The organism is Streptomyces malaysiensis subsp. samsunensis (genome assembly GCF_024519315.1).
In the GTDB taxonomy this organism is placed as follows: domain Bacteria; phylum Actinomycetota; class Actinomycetes; order Streptomycetales; family Streptomycetaceae; genus Streptomyces; species Streptomyces malaysiensis.
The window spans coordinates 1-14,903 of record NZ_JANIIC010000056.1; the positions used below are offsets into that span (position 1 = coordinate 1).

Below are 14,903 nucleotides of genomic sequence, written 5' to 3' on the forward strand. Positions count from 1 at the left end.
CCCGCCGTTCCGGCGGCCACGGCGTCGGCCGCCCCCTCCCGCCCCGCCGACCGGTCCGTCTCCCAGCTGCTGACGCAGCTCAAGACGCTGTACCGGAAGGCCGAGGAGGCGACGGAGGCGTACAACGGGACCGAGGAGAAGCTGCGCAAGCAGCGCACCAGGACCAGGGAACTCACCGCCGAGCTCGTCCAGGCCCGTACGCGGCTCGCCGACAGCCACGACGACGCGGGGCGGCTGGCCCGTCAGCAGTACCAGGGCCACAGCGCGCTCTCCTCCTACGGCTTTCTGCTGACCCTGCTCACCCCCCATCCGGAGGACGCCGCCGACGAGGCTCGTGAGCTGGAGCGGGCGGCCGGTCGCGAGGCGGCCCTGATCCAGCGGCTGACCAGGGGCGAGCGGCGCGCCGACACCGTCGCCACCCGGGCCAGGAGCGCGCTGGACAAACAGCTGTCGCTGGCGGCGAAGCGGAAGAAACAGCGGGACAAGGTGAAGAAGCAGCTGCGCTCCATCGAGAAGCTGCTCGCCGAGCTGAGCACCCGGCAGATCGCCCAGGTGGCGCAGCGCGAGCGCGAGGAGACCGCGAAGGCGCAGCGCAAACTGCTCGCCTCCGGAGCGCTCGGCACCGCGAACGGCGCCTCACCGGGCGCCGCGGCCCCGTCCCCCACCCCGGGCAACGGCGCGGGCACCGGCGCCACCAAGCCCCCCGACGGCGGCCGGGACACCCCGGCGGCGGGCACCCCCGCCCCGATGGCCACCGTCACCGCGCCCCGCCCCCGCCCGTCCGCCGCCGGCCCCAAAACGGCATCCGCGGAGGCCGGGAAGCGGGCGCTCGCCTACGCCCTGGACCAGATCGGCAAGCCGTACGTCTGGGGCGCCGAGGGGCCGAACTCCTTCGACTGCTCGGGGCTGACCTCCTCCGCATGGGCGTATGCCGGGCGGGTCATCCCGCGCACCAGCCAGGAGCAGTGGCGCCAGCTGCCCCGGGTGCCGCTCAACAAGCTGCGCCCCGGCGATCTGGTGATCTACTACAAGGGGGCCAGCCATGTGGCGATGTACGCGGGCGACGGTCAGGTGGTCCAGGCGCCGCGCCCCGGCCAGCGGGTGAAGCTCTCCCCGCTCGCCTCCAATCCGCTGCACGGCGCGGTGCGCCCGGGTCCGGCCGTGGTGCCCAAGCGCTGACGGCCCCGGGGCCGATCGGAGTCAGCGGACGGACCGGATGGCCTCGGCCCCGCCGTCGATCCCCGCCCCGCCGTCGGCCTCGGCCCCTCCGTCGGCTTCACTCTCGGCCTCGGCTGCTGCCTCGGCCTCTTCCCTGACCTCGTCCAGATAGGCGGCCGTCTTCTCCGGTTCGTAGAAGAAGTGCTCGAAGTCGGAGGGGTCGTCGAAGCCGTTGGCGATGCGGTGGGCGACGGCGGGGAAGGTGGTCCCCGCCGCCAGGAGGTTCACGATGTGCTCGGGCGGCGGGGCCAGCATGGTGTTGGTCCACTTGGTGACGTGCCGCGCGCTCTGCCAGTAGCGGTCGAAGGTCGTCCGCATCCACTCCTCGTCGAACGGCCGGTCGCCGTGCTCGACGATGCTCGCCAGATAGGTGGCGGCGCATTTGGCCGCGGAGTTGGAGCCCTGGCCGGTGATCGGGTCGTTGGCGACCACCACATCGGCGACGCCCAGGACCAGCCCGCCGCCCGGCAGCCGCCCGATCGGGTGGCGTACGGTCGGCGCGTACCGCCCGGACAGGGTGCCGCCCGCGTCGGTCAGCTCGACCTTGGTGGCGCGCGCGTACTCCCAGGGCGTGAACCACTCCATGAGCTCCAGGACGCGCTCCAGGTGCTCCGAGGGATCGGTGATGCCCCGGAAGACGTCGGCCGGGCCGCCCGGGACGCCCTCCCAGAAGAGGATGTCGGCGCGGCCGGTGGCGGTGAGCGCGGGCATCACGAAGAGTTCGCCGACGCCGGGCACGAGATTGCAGCGCACCGCGTCGAAGTCGGGGTGCTCGGGGCGCGGGCCGAGGCCGTGCACATAGGCGACCGCGAGGGCGCGCCGCGGGATGTCGTACGGGGAGCGGGCGGCGTCCCGGCCGAAGAGCGAGACCAGTTCGCCCTTGCCCGCGGCCACCAGCGCCAGGTCGTACTTCCGGTCGAGGACGTCCAGGTCGGAGACGGCGGCGCCGTGGATGACCACCTGGCCGCCGCGCTGCTCGAACGTCTCCATCCAGCCGGCCATCTTGATCCGCTGGTCGACGTTCTGGGCATGGCCGTGGAGCCGGCCGACCCAGTCGACGGCCCGCGGATGGCCCCCGGGAGCCGGCGGCCCGGCGACGGAGAGCCCAAGGCCCTCGACCCGCGGCGCCGGCTCGTCCCAGAAGTTGAGCGCCAGATCGCGCTCGTGGCCCAGCGCGGTGGGGAACATGCACTGGGTGGACATCACCCGGCCGCCGCGGATCTCATCAGCCGTCCGGTTGGACATCAGCGTGATCTCGTAGCCCTTGGACTGGAGGCCGAGAGCGAGTTGGAGACCGGACTGGCCGGCGCCCACGATGAGTATCTTCCGCATGGCTGTCGACTCTCCCTCAGGCTCGGGCCAAAAGCGGGAACGGGCCATTCCATTCCGCGGGAGAAGCCGAGGTTACGTCACTCGGGTGACACGTCAACAGCGTGCCTCACCAGCGACAGCAGCGCGTCCACGACCGAGATCCGGCGCCGGGCGTCCATCATCACCACGGGCACCGAGGATGCCACCGAGAGCGCGTCACGCACGTCCTCGGGCTGGTAGACCGGGGTCCCCTCGAAGTGGTTGACCGCCACCACATACGGCAGACCGAGGCTTTCGAAGTAGTCCAGCGCCGGGAAGCTCTCGTCCAGGCGCCGGGTGTCGACCATCACCACGGCGCCGATGGCCCCGCGCATCAGGTCGTCCCACATGAACCAGAAACGCTGCTGACCGGGGGTGCCGAAGAGATACAGGACCAGATCGTTCTCCAGCGTGATCCGGCCGAAGTCCATCGCGACGGTGGTGGTCAGCTTCTCGGGCGTCGCCTCGAGATCGTCCACACTCTCGCTGGCCCGCGTCATCAGCGCCTCGGTCTGGAGCGGAGTGATCTCCGAAACCGCGCCGACGAAGGTCGTCTTGCCGACCCCGAAGCCTCCCGCTATCACTATCTTGGTGGCGATCGGAGCGCGGGAGCGGTCCGTCTGCCACCTCTGGAGCACCTCCTCGGCCCCGGGTATCCCGGCCCCGGGTATCTCCGACGTCGCCGGCGGTGTCGCCGTCATCGTCTCAGAGCCTGCGAAGTCCACTGAGCACCCTTTCGAGCAACGCGCGTTCCGGCTGGCCGGGGCCCCGCCCGGTGCCGTAGACGCGGATCTTTCCCTGGTCGGCCAGGTCGCTGAGCAGGACGCGCACCACACCGAGTGGGATCTTGAGCATCGCGGAGACCTCCGCGACGGAACGCATCCTGCTGCACAGTTCGATGATCGCCCGGATCTCCGGCAGCATCCGGGTGTTCAACCCGCTGGGGGCCAGGTCGAGCCGTCCGTCCGGAGCCTCCAGCGCCGCCACGAAGGTCTCCACCAGCAGCACATGGCCGGAGCGGGTGCGACCACCGGTGAGCGAGTACGGACGTACGCGAGCGGGTTTACGGGCGGGTCGGCCGGACCCGGCGGTCGTCACTGCGCGTGCTCCAGCGACCTGCGTAGTTCATTGCGGAGTTCGGGGGTGAGCACATGTCCGGCCCGGCCCACGAACAACGCCATGTGATAGGCGACGACGGTCATGTCGCAGTCGGGGGTGGCGTGCACCCCCAGCAGCGAACCGTCGCTGATCGACATGACGAACAGACTTCCCTCGTCCATCGCCACCATCGTCTGCTTGACACTGCCCCCGTCCATCAGCTTCGCCGCGCCGAGCGTGAGGCTTCCGAGCCCCGAGACGATCGTCGCGAGATCCGCACTGGACCCCTTGGGGCCGTCCTGCGCCACCGGATCGGCCGCCGCGGTCGCGGCGTGGTGCCGTGCGTCGGAGGAGAGCAGCATCAGCCCGTCGGTCGAGACGACCACAACCGAGCGGACGCCCGGCACCTCCTCGACGAGGTTCGACAGCAACCAGTGCAGATTACGGGCCTCGCGACTCAACCCGTAGGTACTACTGGGCGCATTCACCCGCGTGCCTCCTCAACCGTGCCACCCTCGATCTGCGCCCCCGTTTGCCCTGCTGGTTCCCCGCGCCGCCGCACGGGCTCGCCGCGGGCGGCGATCTCGGCGGCGGCGTCGCGGCGTCCCTCACGGGCGCCGCGCTGGAAGCCGCCGAGTCGGCGCCGCAGCTCATCCGCGTTCACCGAACCGGTCCGCTCCCGTGGATCGGGCTCCCGGACCGCCAGGTTCCGCGGTGTGCGCTTGGGAAGCCCCTTGTCGGTGCGCGCCGCCTCGTCCGCCGGGCGGGCGTGCTGGTCGGGGCCGATGGCGTACGGATCGGCGGACGGCTCACCGCCGCCTGCCCGCTCACCACCCGTCCCCGCAACGCCGCCGGGCGTCGAGGGGACGCTGTCCTCCGGGCCGTCATGCGACGCGAGGGCGCCGTCCGTCAGCCCGCCGCGCGATACCGGACCGCCATGGGCCGGGCCCCAGGCGGCCGCGCCGACCGGGCGTATGCCATGACCGCCGAAATACCACTCGCGGTCCGCGTGGTCGTGGGGGTCCGCGCGGTCCGCGGCGTCCTCACGTCCGTCGCGACCCTCGCGGTCCTGACGGCTCTCGCGGCTTTCACGGCCCGTGAGTCCGCTCGCGCGGCCCGTGCGGCTCTCGCGGTCGGCGCGATCCGTACGGTCTGTACGGTCCGGGCGGCCATCGCGGTCCTCGGGGTCCCCATAGCCCTCGCGCAGGCGCCGGGGGGTCAGCTCCATCGTCTGCTCGACGGCCGGGACCTCGGGCTCCCCGTCCTGGGGCGCCGGGGCCTGGTCGTCCGCGCCATGCCGTGCGCCGTCCCGCTCGTCGGCCTGGGCCAGCTTGGGGACGCGCTTGGGCAGGGCGGGCAGCGCACCGGCGTCTTCCGCGGCCGGATGGCCGCGCGGCGGTGTGGGCTCCATGGGGTAGTCGCGGTCCGTGTCCACGGTCCGCCCCCACCCCTCGCCGGAGACGGCCCAGGAGGAGGCGGTCCGCTCCGGATCCGCGGCCGTCCCGACGGACGTGGCGGCGTCGGCGGGCGCGGGGTCCGGGCGGGGCGCGAGTTCAGGGCCGGGCCGCGGCTCGTCCTCGGGCTCCGGCTCGGCGACCCGGGGCGCCGGGTCCCGCTCCGCGAACGCCGAGAGCGCCGCGAGCAGCTCCGCGGGCGGCGCGGCGGGCGCGACCGGCTCCGCTTGCGGCGCGGCCGGCTCGGCCGGCGGCTCGGCACCGGCCCCCGCCGCACCGCTCGGCGGCGCACCCTCCTGGTCGGGCGAGACCGAACGGGTCTGCCCCGGAAGCGTGTTGGAGTTCGCCTCGGCCTCGGAGCCCGGGAAGCCCAGGAAGGACGCCGGTCCGGTGCCGCCGAACGTCGCGCCCACGCCCACCGGCGGGGCGGGCGGCAGCCCGGCACCGGGCGGACCGGAGGGGAGGATCTTCGTCGGGAGGACGACCACGGCCGCCACCCCGCCCGGCTGCTGCTCGCGCAGCTGCACCCGGATGCCGTGGCGCGCGGCGAGCCGGGTCACCACATACAGCCCGAGGCCCAGCGGGTCCTCCGGCTGGGGGCCCTGGCAGTACTCGGGCACCGGGTCGGCGAGCCGGTTGTTCAGCTCCACGAAGCGCTCGGGCGTCATCCCGATGCCCTCGTCCTGGACGGAGAGCATGACCTCGCCGGTCTCCAGGAGCCAGCCGGAGACCTGGACCGAGGCGTCCGGCGGTGAAAACGATGTCGCGTTCTCCAGGAGCTCGGCGATCAGGTGGCTGACGCTGTCCGCGGCGAACCCGGCGACCTGGGCATGCGGCGGCAGCGCCTGGATCTGCACCCGGTCGTAGCGCTCGACCTCACTGATCGAGGCGCGCAGCACATCCAGCAGCGGCACCGGCCCCGGATGGGTGGCCTTGTTCTCGGAGCCCGCGATGACCAGGAGGTTCTCGCCGTAGCGGCGCATCCCGGTGGCCAGGTGGTCGAGCTGGAAGAGCGTTTCGAGGCGGTCGGGGTCCTGCTCCCGCTCCTCCAGGGACTCGATGATGGCGAGCTGGCGCTCGATCAGGCCGAGCGAGCGCAGCGCGAGGCTGACGAAGCTGCCGTGGACCCGGGCCCGCAGCCCTTCCAGCCGGGTGGCGACCGCGTCCCGCTCGGCGCGCAGCCCGTCCCGCTCATCGGCCAGCCGCTGCCGCTCGCCGACCAGCCGGGTGCGCTCGGTCTCGAGCTCGGTGACCCGCTCGTACGCCTGCGCGGCCTTGGCGTGCAGCTCGTTGACGGCCCGTACGGCGTCCGCGAACTCGTCGTCGCGGCCCTTGAAGACCACCGGCTCCTCGGCCGGCGGATCGGCCGCGACCCGCCGGGCGCCGAGCCGCAGCGCGGCCAGCGGCCGGGTCATCGAGCGGGCGCTGTGCACTCCGGCGCCGAGGGCGACCAGCAGGGCGGCGCCGACGATGCCGATGCGCAGCTCGAGGGCGGTGACCTCGTCGTCCCGCAACCGGGCGAGCTGGGCGGCCTCGCCGGAGGCCAGCGAGGACTGGGCGCCGCGCATCCGGTCGATCCTGGCGTTCAGCCCGGCCTCGACGCGGTCCTCGTTGAGGAAGAAGTCATTGCCCGCGAAGTGGTCCTGGTCGGTGAGCCGGGCGAGGTAGTGCTCGGCGTTGGTGACCTCGGTGCCGTTGACGGTGCGGTCGTATGCCTCGCGCATGGCGGCCGGGGCGAGTTGCTCGAAGTCGGCCAGCGCGGACTGCTCGCGGACGTTGGTCCGCTGGGCGGCGGAGACCAGCGTGGACTGGCCGCCGCCCGCGTCGAGCGCGGCCAGCAGCAGCCCGCGGGTGGCGGACGCCTCCTCCACCGCGCGGCCGAGCGGGGCCAGCGCGGCGGTGGCGGCGGTCTCGGAGTCGGCCGGGAGCCGGTGGGCGAGGGTGTCGGTGACCCCGTTCAGCGCCTGGACGGTCCGGGTGTACGAGGTGAAGACGTCGAGGGCCGAGCCCTTGCCGGTTAGCGCCTCCTGCCGCAGTTCGGGAAGGGCGTCCAGGAGACGCCGGACCGAGGCCGGGACCTGCCGGCGCACCTCCCGGATCCGCAGGTCGACACGGGCGCGGGTCTCCTCGGAGACCCCGCCGCCGGAGGCGGTGGTGCGCCCGTCGGCGACGAACCGGGTCATGGCGTCGCGCTCGTCGGCGAGGGCGTGGGCGAGGGTCACCGCGCCGCGGTCGGTCTCCGCGAGGTCGACGAGCCGCTGGGCGTCGGTGGTGTCATCGAGGGCGAGCAGAACGGCGGGGGTTCCGGCCCCGAGGACGGCGACGGAGACGAGGACGACGGACGTGGTGAGCCGACGGCGGACGCGTGTGGTGTTCCGTCGTGGCGTCACCTCGTCCTGGCGTGGCTCGTCTACCGCATCGCGCGTGGTGCCCCGAAGCCGTTTCTTCCGCACCGGTGCTCACAATCCATTCTCGCCCGACCGCTGATGTTGGACCAGAGGTGACGACGGATCAACAATTGTGTTTCCCCACCCCTGGTAGGGATTCCGACCCTTTCAGGACGGGTCTGGGGCGGGTACACATCACCCACCCGGCCACCCGAACGAGTGAACCGCATTGCGTAGTTGACCACCAACTTCGACTCGCGGCCATACCCTCCCGTCAACCTTGTGCGGATTGGTAAAGACCTCCATGCCCTGAAAAGATGCCCACCCGCAGCTTCCCATAAGAGTCAATTTCCGCCCCAATCAGACAGCCCGGAAACCGGCGCGGCATTTGGTACGGACCAATCCCGCCGCGACCCCCGCGCCGACGGTGATCGTCGGCGGTCCGGCAGACTGATGGAATGCGCATCGAACTCGCGACCGCCCCCGGCGATCAGCAATACCCCAATGAGGACTACGCCTCAGTAGCCCTCCCGGCCTCGGGGAGCGGCGGTGCGCTGGTGGTACTGGACGGGGTGACTCCACCCGAGGGCGACGACGGATGTGTGCACAGCGTGAGCTGGTTCACCGCACGGCTCGGCGGATCGCTGCTCGAACTGTCCGGTTCGCGACGGGATATGCCTCTGACACAGTGCCTCGCCGAGGCGATCGGGCGAACCGCCGCATTCCACAGTTCAACGTGTGACCTTTCTCACCCCCTCACCCCACAGGCAACCGTCGTCATGGCGCGCTGGGACGGCGAGCGCATCGAGCATCTGGTCCTCTCCGACTCGGTGTTGCTCATCGAGCTGATCCACGACGGAGTGACCCCGGTACTGGACGACCGCATCGACCGGCTCCGCGCCGAGGGCCGGCGGCTCGCCCCGCTGCGCAACGCGGAGGACGGCTTCTTCACCGCCGCCGCCGACCCCGGCGTCGCCGGCAAGGCGGTCACCGGGGAGTTCCCGCGCGGCGAGGTGCGGGCGCTGGCGGCGCTCACCGACGGGGCGTCGCGCTGGGTGGAGAAGTTCGGCGAGGGCGACTGGAGCGAATGCTTCGCGCTGCTGCGCAAGGAGGGCCCGCAGGCGCTGATCGACCGGGTCCGGGCGGCCGAGCACGCCGATCCGGACGGTACGGCCTTTCCGCGGGGCAAGACCCACGACGACGCCGCCGTGGTCTTCGTGGAGCCCTGACCGGGCCGGCGGCCGAGCCCTCCGGGGCCGGGTAGCGCGGTTGCCACGTCCGCGTCGCCGGATGCGCGGGGGTCGCGGATCCTGGCGGGTATGAGCGCCCTACTCCTGCGCCGCGCGCGCCGCCTGACCGGGGTCGTCGGCCTCCTGCTCCACGTTCAACCGGTGCAGCAGCCTGGCGAGTTCGGCCACCTCGCTGCGCTCCCACGCGGCGAGCCGGCGGGCGTAGCGCGCCCGCCGGGCGCCCCGCACGGCGCGGAAGCGGCTGCGGCCCTCCTCGGTCAACTCCACCAGGAAGGCCCGGCCGTCGGCCGGATCGGGCGTCCGCGTCACCAGGCCGAGCCCTTCGATGGCGCGCAGCTGACGGCTCATCGTGGCCTTTCCGACGCCCACGAAGGCCGCGAGGTCGGTGGCGCGCTGTGGACCGGCGTCCTCCAGCCGCATCAGCAGCCCGTAGGCGGCGGATTCGAGCTCGGGGTGGACCTCCCGGGCCAATTCCCCCGAGGCGGCGCGGGCCCTGCGGAGGAAAACCGCCAATTCGCGCTCCAGAGCGAGGAATGCGTGGTCCACACCAATGCCGCCCGCGGTGCCGCCCTCACCCCGCCCAGGGGACAGTCCCCCATTGTTGTGCACGTCAGAGCCCTCTCCGGGTTTTCACTTGGTGAAAGTTTCTATCATGCGCAGCAGTTACCGCAGCTCCACCAGTATTTCGCAGGATTAGACCAACGGCATCACACCTTCCCCCTTCCGTCCGCCTATCTACGCCCGTAGCGTCGATCCTGACATGGTCATTCCAATCGGACGTCCCTCTCCCCCACCGAGGCTTCGGAGGTAACGCCATGCCCGCGCACAGACCTGGTTCGACCCGAGGCGCCATCAGCGCGCTGATCGGTGTTCTCGCCGCTCTACTCGCCATGACCGTCGCACTGCCCGGCTCGGCGTTCGCCGCCCAGGGCGAGGGTGACAAGGCCATCCCCCACCCCGAGCAGGACTGGGCGGGTTCACAGATACTCAAGCACGAGGGCGGATCCACGACCGGTGAACAGCCGCTGGGGCTGCTCGCCACCGTCGAAGGCGTGGACGTCAGCAGCCACCAGGGCAATGTCAACTGGGCGACGCTGTGGAGCAGCGGTGTCCGGTTCGCCTATGTCAAGGCGACCGAGGGCACCAGCTACACCAATCCGAACTTCACCCAGCAGTACAACGGCTCGTACAACGTCGGCATGATCCGTGGCTCGTACCACTTCGCCCTGCCGAACAACTCGACCGGCGCCGCGCAGGCCAACTACTTCGTCGACCACGGCGGCGGCTGGTCCAAGGACGGCAAGACGCTGCCCGGCGCGCTCGACATGGAGTACAACCCATACGGCGCGACCTGCTACGGACTGAGCGCCAGTGCGATGGTCAACTGGATCAAGTCCTTCAGCAGCACCTACAAGTCGCGCACCGGTCGGGATCCGGTGATCTACACCTCCACCAGCTGGTGGAAGACCTGCACGGGCAACTCCGCCGCCTTCGGCGGCATCAACCCGCTGTGGATTCCGCGCTACGGCTCGTCCGTCGGTGAGCTTCCGGCCGGCTGGGGCTTCCACACCATCTGGCAGTACACCTCCACCGGTCCGACGGTCGGCGATCACAACAAGTTCAACGGCGCCATGGACCGGCTTCAGGCGCTCGCCAACGGTTGAGCCCCCCGAAGCCCCGGCCGAGCCGAGCGCCGGCCGAGCCCGCTGAGCTCCGGTTGGGCCCCGCGGCTCGTCACCCCCCACATTCGGCGGTGCCCTCCGGCGTACGGACAGGACTGTCTGTACGCCGGGGGCGTCGGCGGGTCAGTCGCGGGGGAACTCGTCGGTCTTGAGCGTCAGGTCGACGGCGGTGTTCGTCAGGTCGAGATCCTGGCCGAAGTGAATCGACAGCTCACTGAGGTAGTCGCCCTCCTTGGGCTCGGTGAACAGGTGGCATTTGCCGGTGTAGGGGTCCGCGATCAGGTAGACGGGAACCCCAGCCTCCGCGTAGGCCGCCTTCTTCGGGCCGTAGTCGTTCGCGGCCGTGCCCTTCGAGATCACCTCGGCGACGAACTCAACGTCCTGATAGCGCCACAAGCCCTTGGCATCCATAGCCGCACCCTTGGCGACCAGGGTCACATCGGTCGCGAAGCCGTTGAGATGGCCCGGGTAGTCGATACGGACATCCGACTTGATCCGCGTGCGCGGGAATTGCGCACGTAGCTGGTCGTAGATGTCGGCGATGATGTCCCAGTGGGTGTTCCTCTGCGGCGACATGAAGATGTGTCCCTCGACAATCTCGACCTTGAATCCCTCGGGGACGGGCATCTTCTCGAGCCACTCGAACATCGCGTCCAAGGTCCGCTCGTCGCTGCTGTCGGCCATCTCGATCCTGTCAGTGTCGATCCGGTCAATCTCCATGACGGTCACCGTGCCGCTCCTCCCCGCCGCACACCGAACGTATGCGACCGGTTAGTCCAACGATACGCACGGCCGAGAGGTCACGCGTGGCCCGGAACCCCGTTCGACACGGGGCCCCGGGCCACGGCGCCACCGACAGCGTCCGTCACGCCGCTGCCGGAACCTCGGGGGCGGCGGCCGTCGAGGCGGGTTCGAGGGCCAGCTCCAGGACCCTGCGGACGTCCGAGACCGGGTGGACGTCCAGCTTGTCCAGCACCTCCGCGGGGACGTCGTCCAGGTCGGGCTCATTGCGCTTGGGGATGATCACGGTGGTCACCCCGGCCCGGTGCGCCGCCAGCAGCTTCTGCTTGACGCCGCCGATGGGCAGCACCCGCCCGGTCAGGGACACCTCGCCCGTCATCGCCACGTCCGGGCGCACCTGGCGGCCGGAGAGCAGCGAGGCCAGGGCGGTGGTCATGGTGACACCCGCGCTCGGGCCGTCCTTGGGGACCGCGCCCGCCGGGACGTGGAGGTGGACACCGCGCTCCTTCAGGTCGCCGACCGGCAGCTCCAGCTCCGCGCCGTGGGAGCGCAGGAAGGAGAGCGCGATCCGGGCGGACTCCTTCATGACGTCGCCGAGCTGACCGGTGAGGTTCAGCCCCGCGCCGCCCGTCTCCGGGTCGGCCAGCGACGCCTCCACGAACAGCACGTCACCGCCCGCGCCCGTGACCGCGAGCCCGGTCGCCACGCCGGGGACGGCGGTGCGGCGCTCGGCCGGGTCCTGGGCGGACTCGGGGGTGTGGTGCGGCCGGCCGATCAGCGGGCGCAGCTCCGCCACGTCGACGGTGAAGGGGAGTTCGCGCTCGCCGAGCTCGTGCTGGGCCGCGACCTTGCGCAGCAGCCGGGCGATGGACCGCTCCAGGGTCCGTACGCCCGCCTCGCGGGTGTACTCGCCCGCCAGCTTGCGCAGCGCCTCGTCCGCCACGGTGACCTCGCCCGGCTCCAGACCGGCCCGCTCCAGCTGGCGGGGCAGCAGGTGGTCACGGGCGATGGTGACCTTCTCGTCCTCGGTGTAGCCGTCCAGGCGCACCAGCTCCATCCGGTCCAGGAGCGCCTCGGGGATGGCCTCCAGGACGTTGGCGGTGGCGAGGAAGACCACATCGCTCAGGTCGAGCTCGACCTCCAGGTAGTGGTCGCGGAAGGTGTGGTTCTGCGCCGGGTCCAGGACCTCGAGCAGGGCCGCGGCCGGGTCGCCGCGGAAGTCGGAGCCCACCTTGTCGATCTCGTCGAGGAGGACGACGGGGTTCATGGAGCCCGCCTCCTTGATGGCCCGGACGACCCGGCCGGGCAGCGCGCCCACGTAGGTGCGCCGGTGGCCGCGGATCTCCGCCTCGTCGCGGACGCCGCCGAGCGCGACCCGGACGAACTTCCGCCCCATCGCGCGGGCGACGCTCTCGCCCAGGCTGGTCTTGCCGACGCCGGGCGGGCCCACCAGGGCGAGCACCGCGCCGCCGCGGCGGCCGCCGACGATGCCGAGGCCCCGGTCGGCACGGCGCTTGCGCACCGCCAGGTACTCGGTGATCCGCTCCTTGACGTCCTCCAGGCCCGCGTGGTCGGCGTCGAGCACGGCCTTGGCGCCCTGGATGTCGTAGGCGTCCTCGGTGCGCTCGTTCCAGGGCAGCTCCAGGACGGTGTCCAGCCAGGTGCGGATCCAGCTGCCCTCGGGGCTCTGGTCGCTGGACCGCTCCAGCTTGTCGACCTCCTTCAGGGCCGCCTCGCGGACCTTCTCGGGCAGATCGGCCGCCTCCACCCGGGCGCGGTAGTCGTCGGGCTCGTCAGCCTCGGACCAGGTTCCGCCGTTCAGCTCCGCGAGCTCCTTACGGACCGCTTCGAGCTGGCGCCGCAGCAGGAACTCGCGCTGCTGCTTGTCGACGCCCTCCTGGACGTCCTTGGCGATCGACTCGGCCACGTCCTGCTCGGCGATGTGGTCGCTCAGCCAGGTGACGGCCAGCTTCAGCCGGGCCACCGGGTCGACGGTCTCCAGCAGTTCGACGCGCTGGGCCACGCTCAGGAACGGCGAGTAGCCGGAGTTGTCGGCGAGCTGTGAGACATCGTCGATCTGCTGCACCCGGTCCACGACCTGCCAGGCGCCGCGCTTGCGCAGCCAGCTGGTGGCCAGCGCCTTGTACTCCTTGATCAATTCGGTGACGGAGCCGGGAAGCGGATCGGGCACGATCTCCTCGACCGTGGTCCCCTCCACCCACAACGCCGCCCCGGGTCCGGTGGTCCCGGCCCCGATGCGGACACGGCGCACACCGCGGATCAGCGCGCCCGGGTCGCCATCGGAGAGCCGGCCCACCTGCTCGACGGTGCCGAGCGTGCCGATACCGGCGTAGGTGCCGTCGACGCGCGGCACCAGCAGCACCTTCGGCTTGCCTCCTCCGCTCCCGCTGGAGCGGGCGGCGGCCTGGGCGGCCTCCACCGCGGCGCGCACCTCGGTATCGGAAAGGTCCAGCGGCACCACCATGCCGGGCAGCACGACCTCGTCATCGAGAGGCAGCACAGGCAGGGTGAGCGGTGTGGACAGCGAAGCCATGATCTCCCCTTCGGCAGGCAAGTTGAGTCAGTAGGACTCAATAAGTCAATGCCCATTCAATGCGCGAAGGGGCCTCAGGTGTTCCCGGAGGCTCGTTCGCTGTGAGCGAAGCGGCGTCCGGCGCCGTCGCCGACGTTCGAGGAGGGCCGCCACCTGGCGTTTCGCCGGATGTACGGCCAGCAGACGACGCCGATCAGCAGGGCGAAGGCATGGCCCCACCCGGTGAGCGGATCGATGCCCACGACGCTCCCGGCGGCGAGCGCGAGGCCGATCCCGCCGAGCAGCGCCCACCGCCGCCGGGGCGGCAGCAGCCCGGCGAGCGCGGCGGCGCAGGCGATCAGCCCGTAGCTGACCCCGTAGTCGAGGCGCCGCAGCGAACTGGCCGGGAGATGCCCGACGGCCACGGAGGCGGCCACCGGGAGCTCGGTGAGCAGCGTCGCCAGCACATGGCCGAGCAGGAACACCCCTGCGGTGCGCACCGCGCCGACGCGCCGCTCCAGCGTGCCGAGCACCAAGGGGAAGGCGAGCAGATACGGGGAGGTGATCCCGCCCACCGCCCACAATGCGCTGACCAGCAGTGTCAGCAGCGGCCGCTGGGAGAGGTGGGCCACATCGGTGCTGGAGCCCACGAGCAGATCGCGCACCGTACCGGGGTCGCCGAGATGGGTGTAGAGCCCGGTGCCGAGCAGGACGAGCGTGTAGCCGAGGGTGAACGGCACGGCGATGAGCGTGTGCGAGAGCCGCCGCAGCCGCGCCGCCATGGCCGCCGTACGGCGCCCGCGCCCCGCCCCGGCGGCCGGCACCCGCGGTGTGCCGACCCCGATGGCCGCGGGCCCGGCGCAGCTCGCCACCAGCCGCCAACCGGCCGCGCGGGCGCACGGGACCGCGAGGGCGGCACCCCCGGCCTCGTCCGCGTCGCCCCCGTCCGCCGCCCGCGCGCCCGGGACGGCCGTCCCCCGTATCGATGTCGTCAACGTCCGCGCCCCTTCCTCACTCCCGCCTCCGCTCCCCCTGCCCTGCGCATTTCCGCCACGCTCGAACAACAACCCGGGTGCCGTGAGTCATCTCACCTCCCCCCGAGCTGTGATGTGGACGACGCCACGCCACGCCCGCCGGGCGACCGTGGAATCGGTTGGACCGGTGGGCGGGGCGGCGCGAGGATGGCGGCG

12 protein-coding genes are annotated in these 14,903 nt (G+C 71.8%); 3 read left to right on the top strand and 9 right to left on the bottom strand.

Going from position 1 to position 14,903, the window contains the following annotated elements; all coding sequences use genetic code 11:
* The first annotated feature begins 66 nt into the window (after positions 1–66).
* Positions 67–1,179: a C40 family peptidase gene (locus tag NQU54_RS36225; protein ID WP_257634763.1), complete on the top strand. Its 1,113-nt coding sequence runs from the start codon at positions 67–69 to the stop codon at positions 1,177–1,179.
* A gap of 21 nt (positions 1,180–1,200) precedes the next feature.
* Here NQU54_RS36225 and NQU54_RS36230 read toward each other — a convergent pair whose 3' ends face one another.
* The 5 genes from NQU54_RS36230 to NQU54_RS49485 form a co-directional block, all read right to left on the bottom strand.
* Positions 1,201–2,550, bottom strand: a complete 1,350-nt coding sequence (locus tag NQU54_RS36230) for a styrene monooxygenase/indole monooxygenase family protein (RefSeq protein WP_257634726.1) — start codon at positions 2,548–2,550, stop codon at positions 1,201–1,203.
* Between the two features lie 77 nt (positions 2,551–2,627).
* Positions 2,628–3,269: a GTP-binding protein gene (locus tag NQU54_RS36235; protein WP_257634727.1), complete on the bottom strand. Its 642-nt coding sequence runs from the start codon at positions 3,267–3,269 to the stop codon at positions 2,628–2,630.
* Between the two features lie 4 nt (positions 3,270–3,273).
* Positions 3,274–3,666, bottom strand: coding sequence for a DUF742 domain-containing protein (locus NQU54_RS36240; RefSeq protein ID WP_069873235.1), 393 nt, complete (start codon positions 3,664–3,666; stop codon positions 3,274–3,276).
* The gene (locus NQU54_RS36245) at positions 3,663–4,154 is read right to left on the bottom strand and encodes a roadblock/LC7 domain-containing protein (protein WP_069873234.1); all 492 of its coding nucleotides are present in this window, start codon (positions 4,152–4,154) and stop codon (positions 3,663–3,665) included. The genes NQU54_RS36240 and NQU54_RS36245 overlap by 4 nt, the downstream gene beginning before the upstream one ends.
* On the bottom strand, positions 4,151–7,510 hold the full coding sequence (locus NQU54_RS49485) for a nitrate- and nitrite sensing domain-containing protein (RefSeq protein ID WP_308408525.1): 3,360 nt from the start codon (positions 7,508–7,510) through the stop codon (positions 4,151–4,153). Before NQU54_RS49485 ends, NQU54_RS36245 begins: the two co-directional genes overlap by 4 nt.
* A gap of 455 nt (positions 7,511–7,965) precedes the next feature.
* Between NQU54_RS49485 and NQU54_RS36255 the strand changes: the two genes are divergently transcribed.
* Positions 7,966–8,736, top strand: a complete 771-nt coding sequence (locus tag NQU54_RS36255; RefSeq protein ID WP_206333309.1) for a hypothetical protein — start codon at positions 7,966–7,968, stop codon at positions 8,734–8,736.
* Between the two features lie 99 nt (positions 8,737–8,835).
* Here the strand turns inward: NQU54_RS36255 and NQU54_RS36260 are convergent, their stop codons facing one another.
* Positions 8,836–9,366, bottom strand: a complete 531-nt coding sequence (locus NQU54_RS36260) for a MarR family winged helix-turn-helix transcriptional regulator (protein ID WP_257634728.1) — start codon at positions 9,364–9,366, stop codon at positions 8,836–8,838.
* A 206-nt stretch (positions 9,367–9,572) separates the two neighbouring features.
* Between NQU54_RS36260 and NQU54_RS36265 the strand changes: the two genes are divergently transcribed.
* Positions 9,573–10,421: a lysozyme gene (locus tag NQU54_RS36265; RefSeq protein ID WP_093703388.1), complete on the top strand. Its 849-nt coding sequence runs from the start codon at positions 9,573–9,575 to the stop codon at positions 10,419–10,421.
* 141 nt (positions 10,422–10,562) lie between these two features.
* Here the strand turns inward: NQU54_RS36265 and NQU54_RS36270 are convergent, their stop codons facing one another.
* From NQU54_RS36270 to NQU54_RS36280, 3 genes are all read right to left on the bottom strand, one after another.
* Positions 10,563–11,168: a Uma2 family endonuclease gene (locus NQU54_RS36270; RefSeq protein WP_372506164.1), complete on the bottom strand. Its 606-nt coding sequence runs from the start codon at positions 11,166–11,168 to the stop codon at positions 10,563–10,565.
* Positions 11,169–11,304: 136 nt separating this feature from the next.
* Positions 11,305–13,734: an endopeptidase La gene (gene lon, locus NQU54_RS36275; protein ID WP_257634729.1), complete on the bottom strand. Its 2,430-nt coding sequence runs from the start codon at positions 13,732–13,734 to the stop codon at positions 11,305–11,307.
* Positions 13,735–13,808: 74 nt separating this feature from the next.
* Positions 13,809–14,708 carry a rhomboid-like protein gene (locus NQU54_RS36280; RefSeq protein ID WP_257634730.1) on the bottom strand — a complete coding sequence of 300 codons (900 nt, stop codon included), beginning with the start codon at positions 14,706–14,708 and terminating at the stop codon, positions 13,809–13,811.
* Positions 14,709–14,903: the final 195 nt, after the last annotated feature.

Bases quoted from the DNA above. Each gene is read 5' to 3' on its own strand.
- NQU54_RS36230 (WP_257634726.1), bottom strand. From the start codon at position 2,550: ATGCGGAAGATACTCATCGTGGGCGCCGGCCAGTCCGGTCTCCAACTC.
- NQU54_RS36235 (WP_257634727.1), bottom strand. From the start codon at position 3,269: ATGACGGCGACACCGCCGGCGACGTCGGAGATACCCGGGGCCGGGATA.
- NQU54_RS36255 (WP_206333309.1), top strand. From the start codon at position 7,966: ATGCGCATCGAACTCGCGACCGCCCCCGGCGATCAGCAATACCCCAAT.
- NQU54_RS36265 (WP_093703388.1), top strand. From the start codon at position 9,573: ATGCCCGCGCACAGACCTGGTTCGACCCGAGGCGCCATCAGCGCGCTG.
- lon (WP_257634729.1), bottom strand. From the start codon at position 13,734: ATGGCTTCGCTGTCCACACCGCTCACCCTGCCTGTGCTGCCTCTCGAT.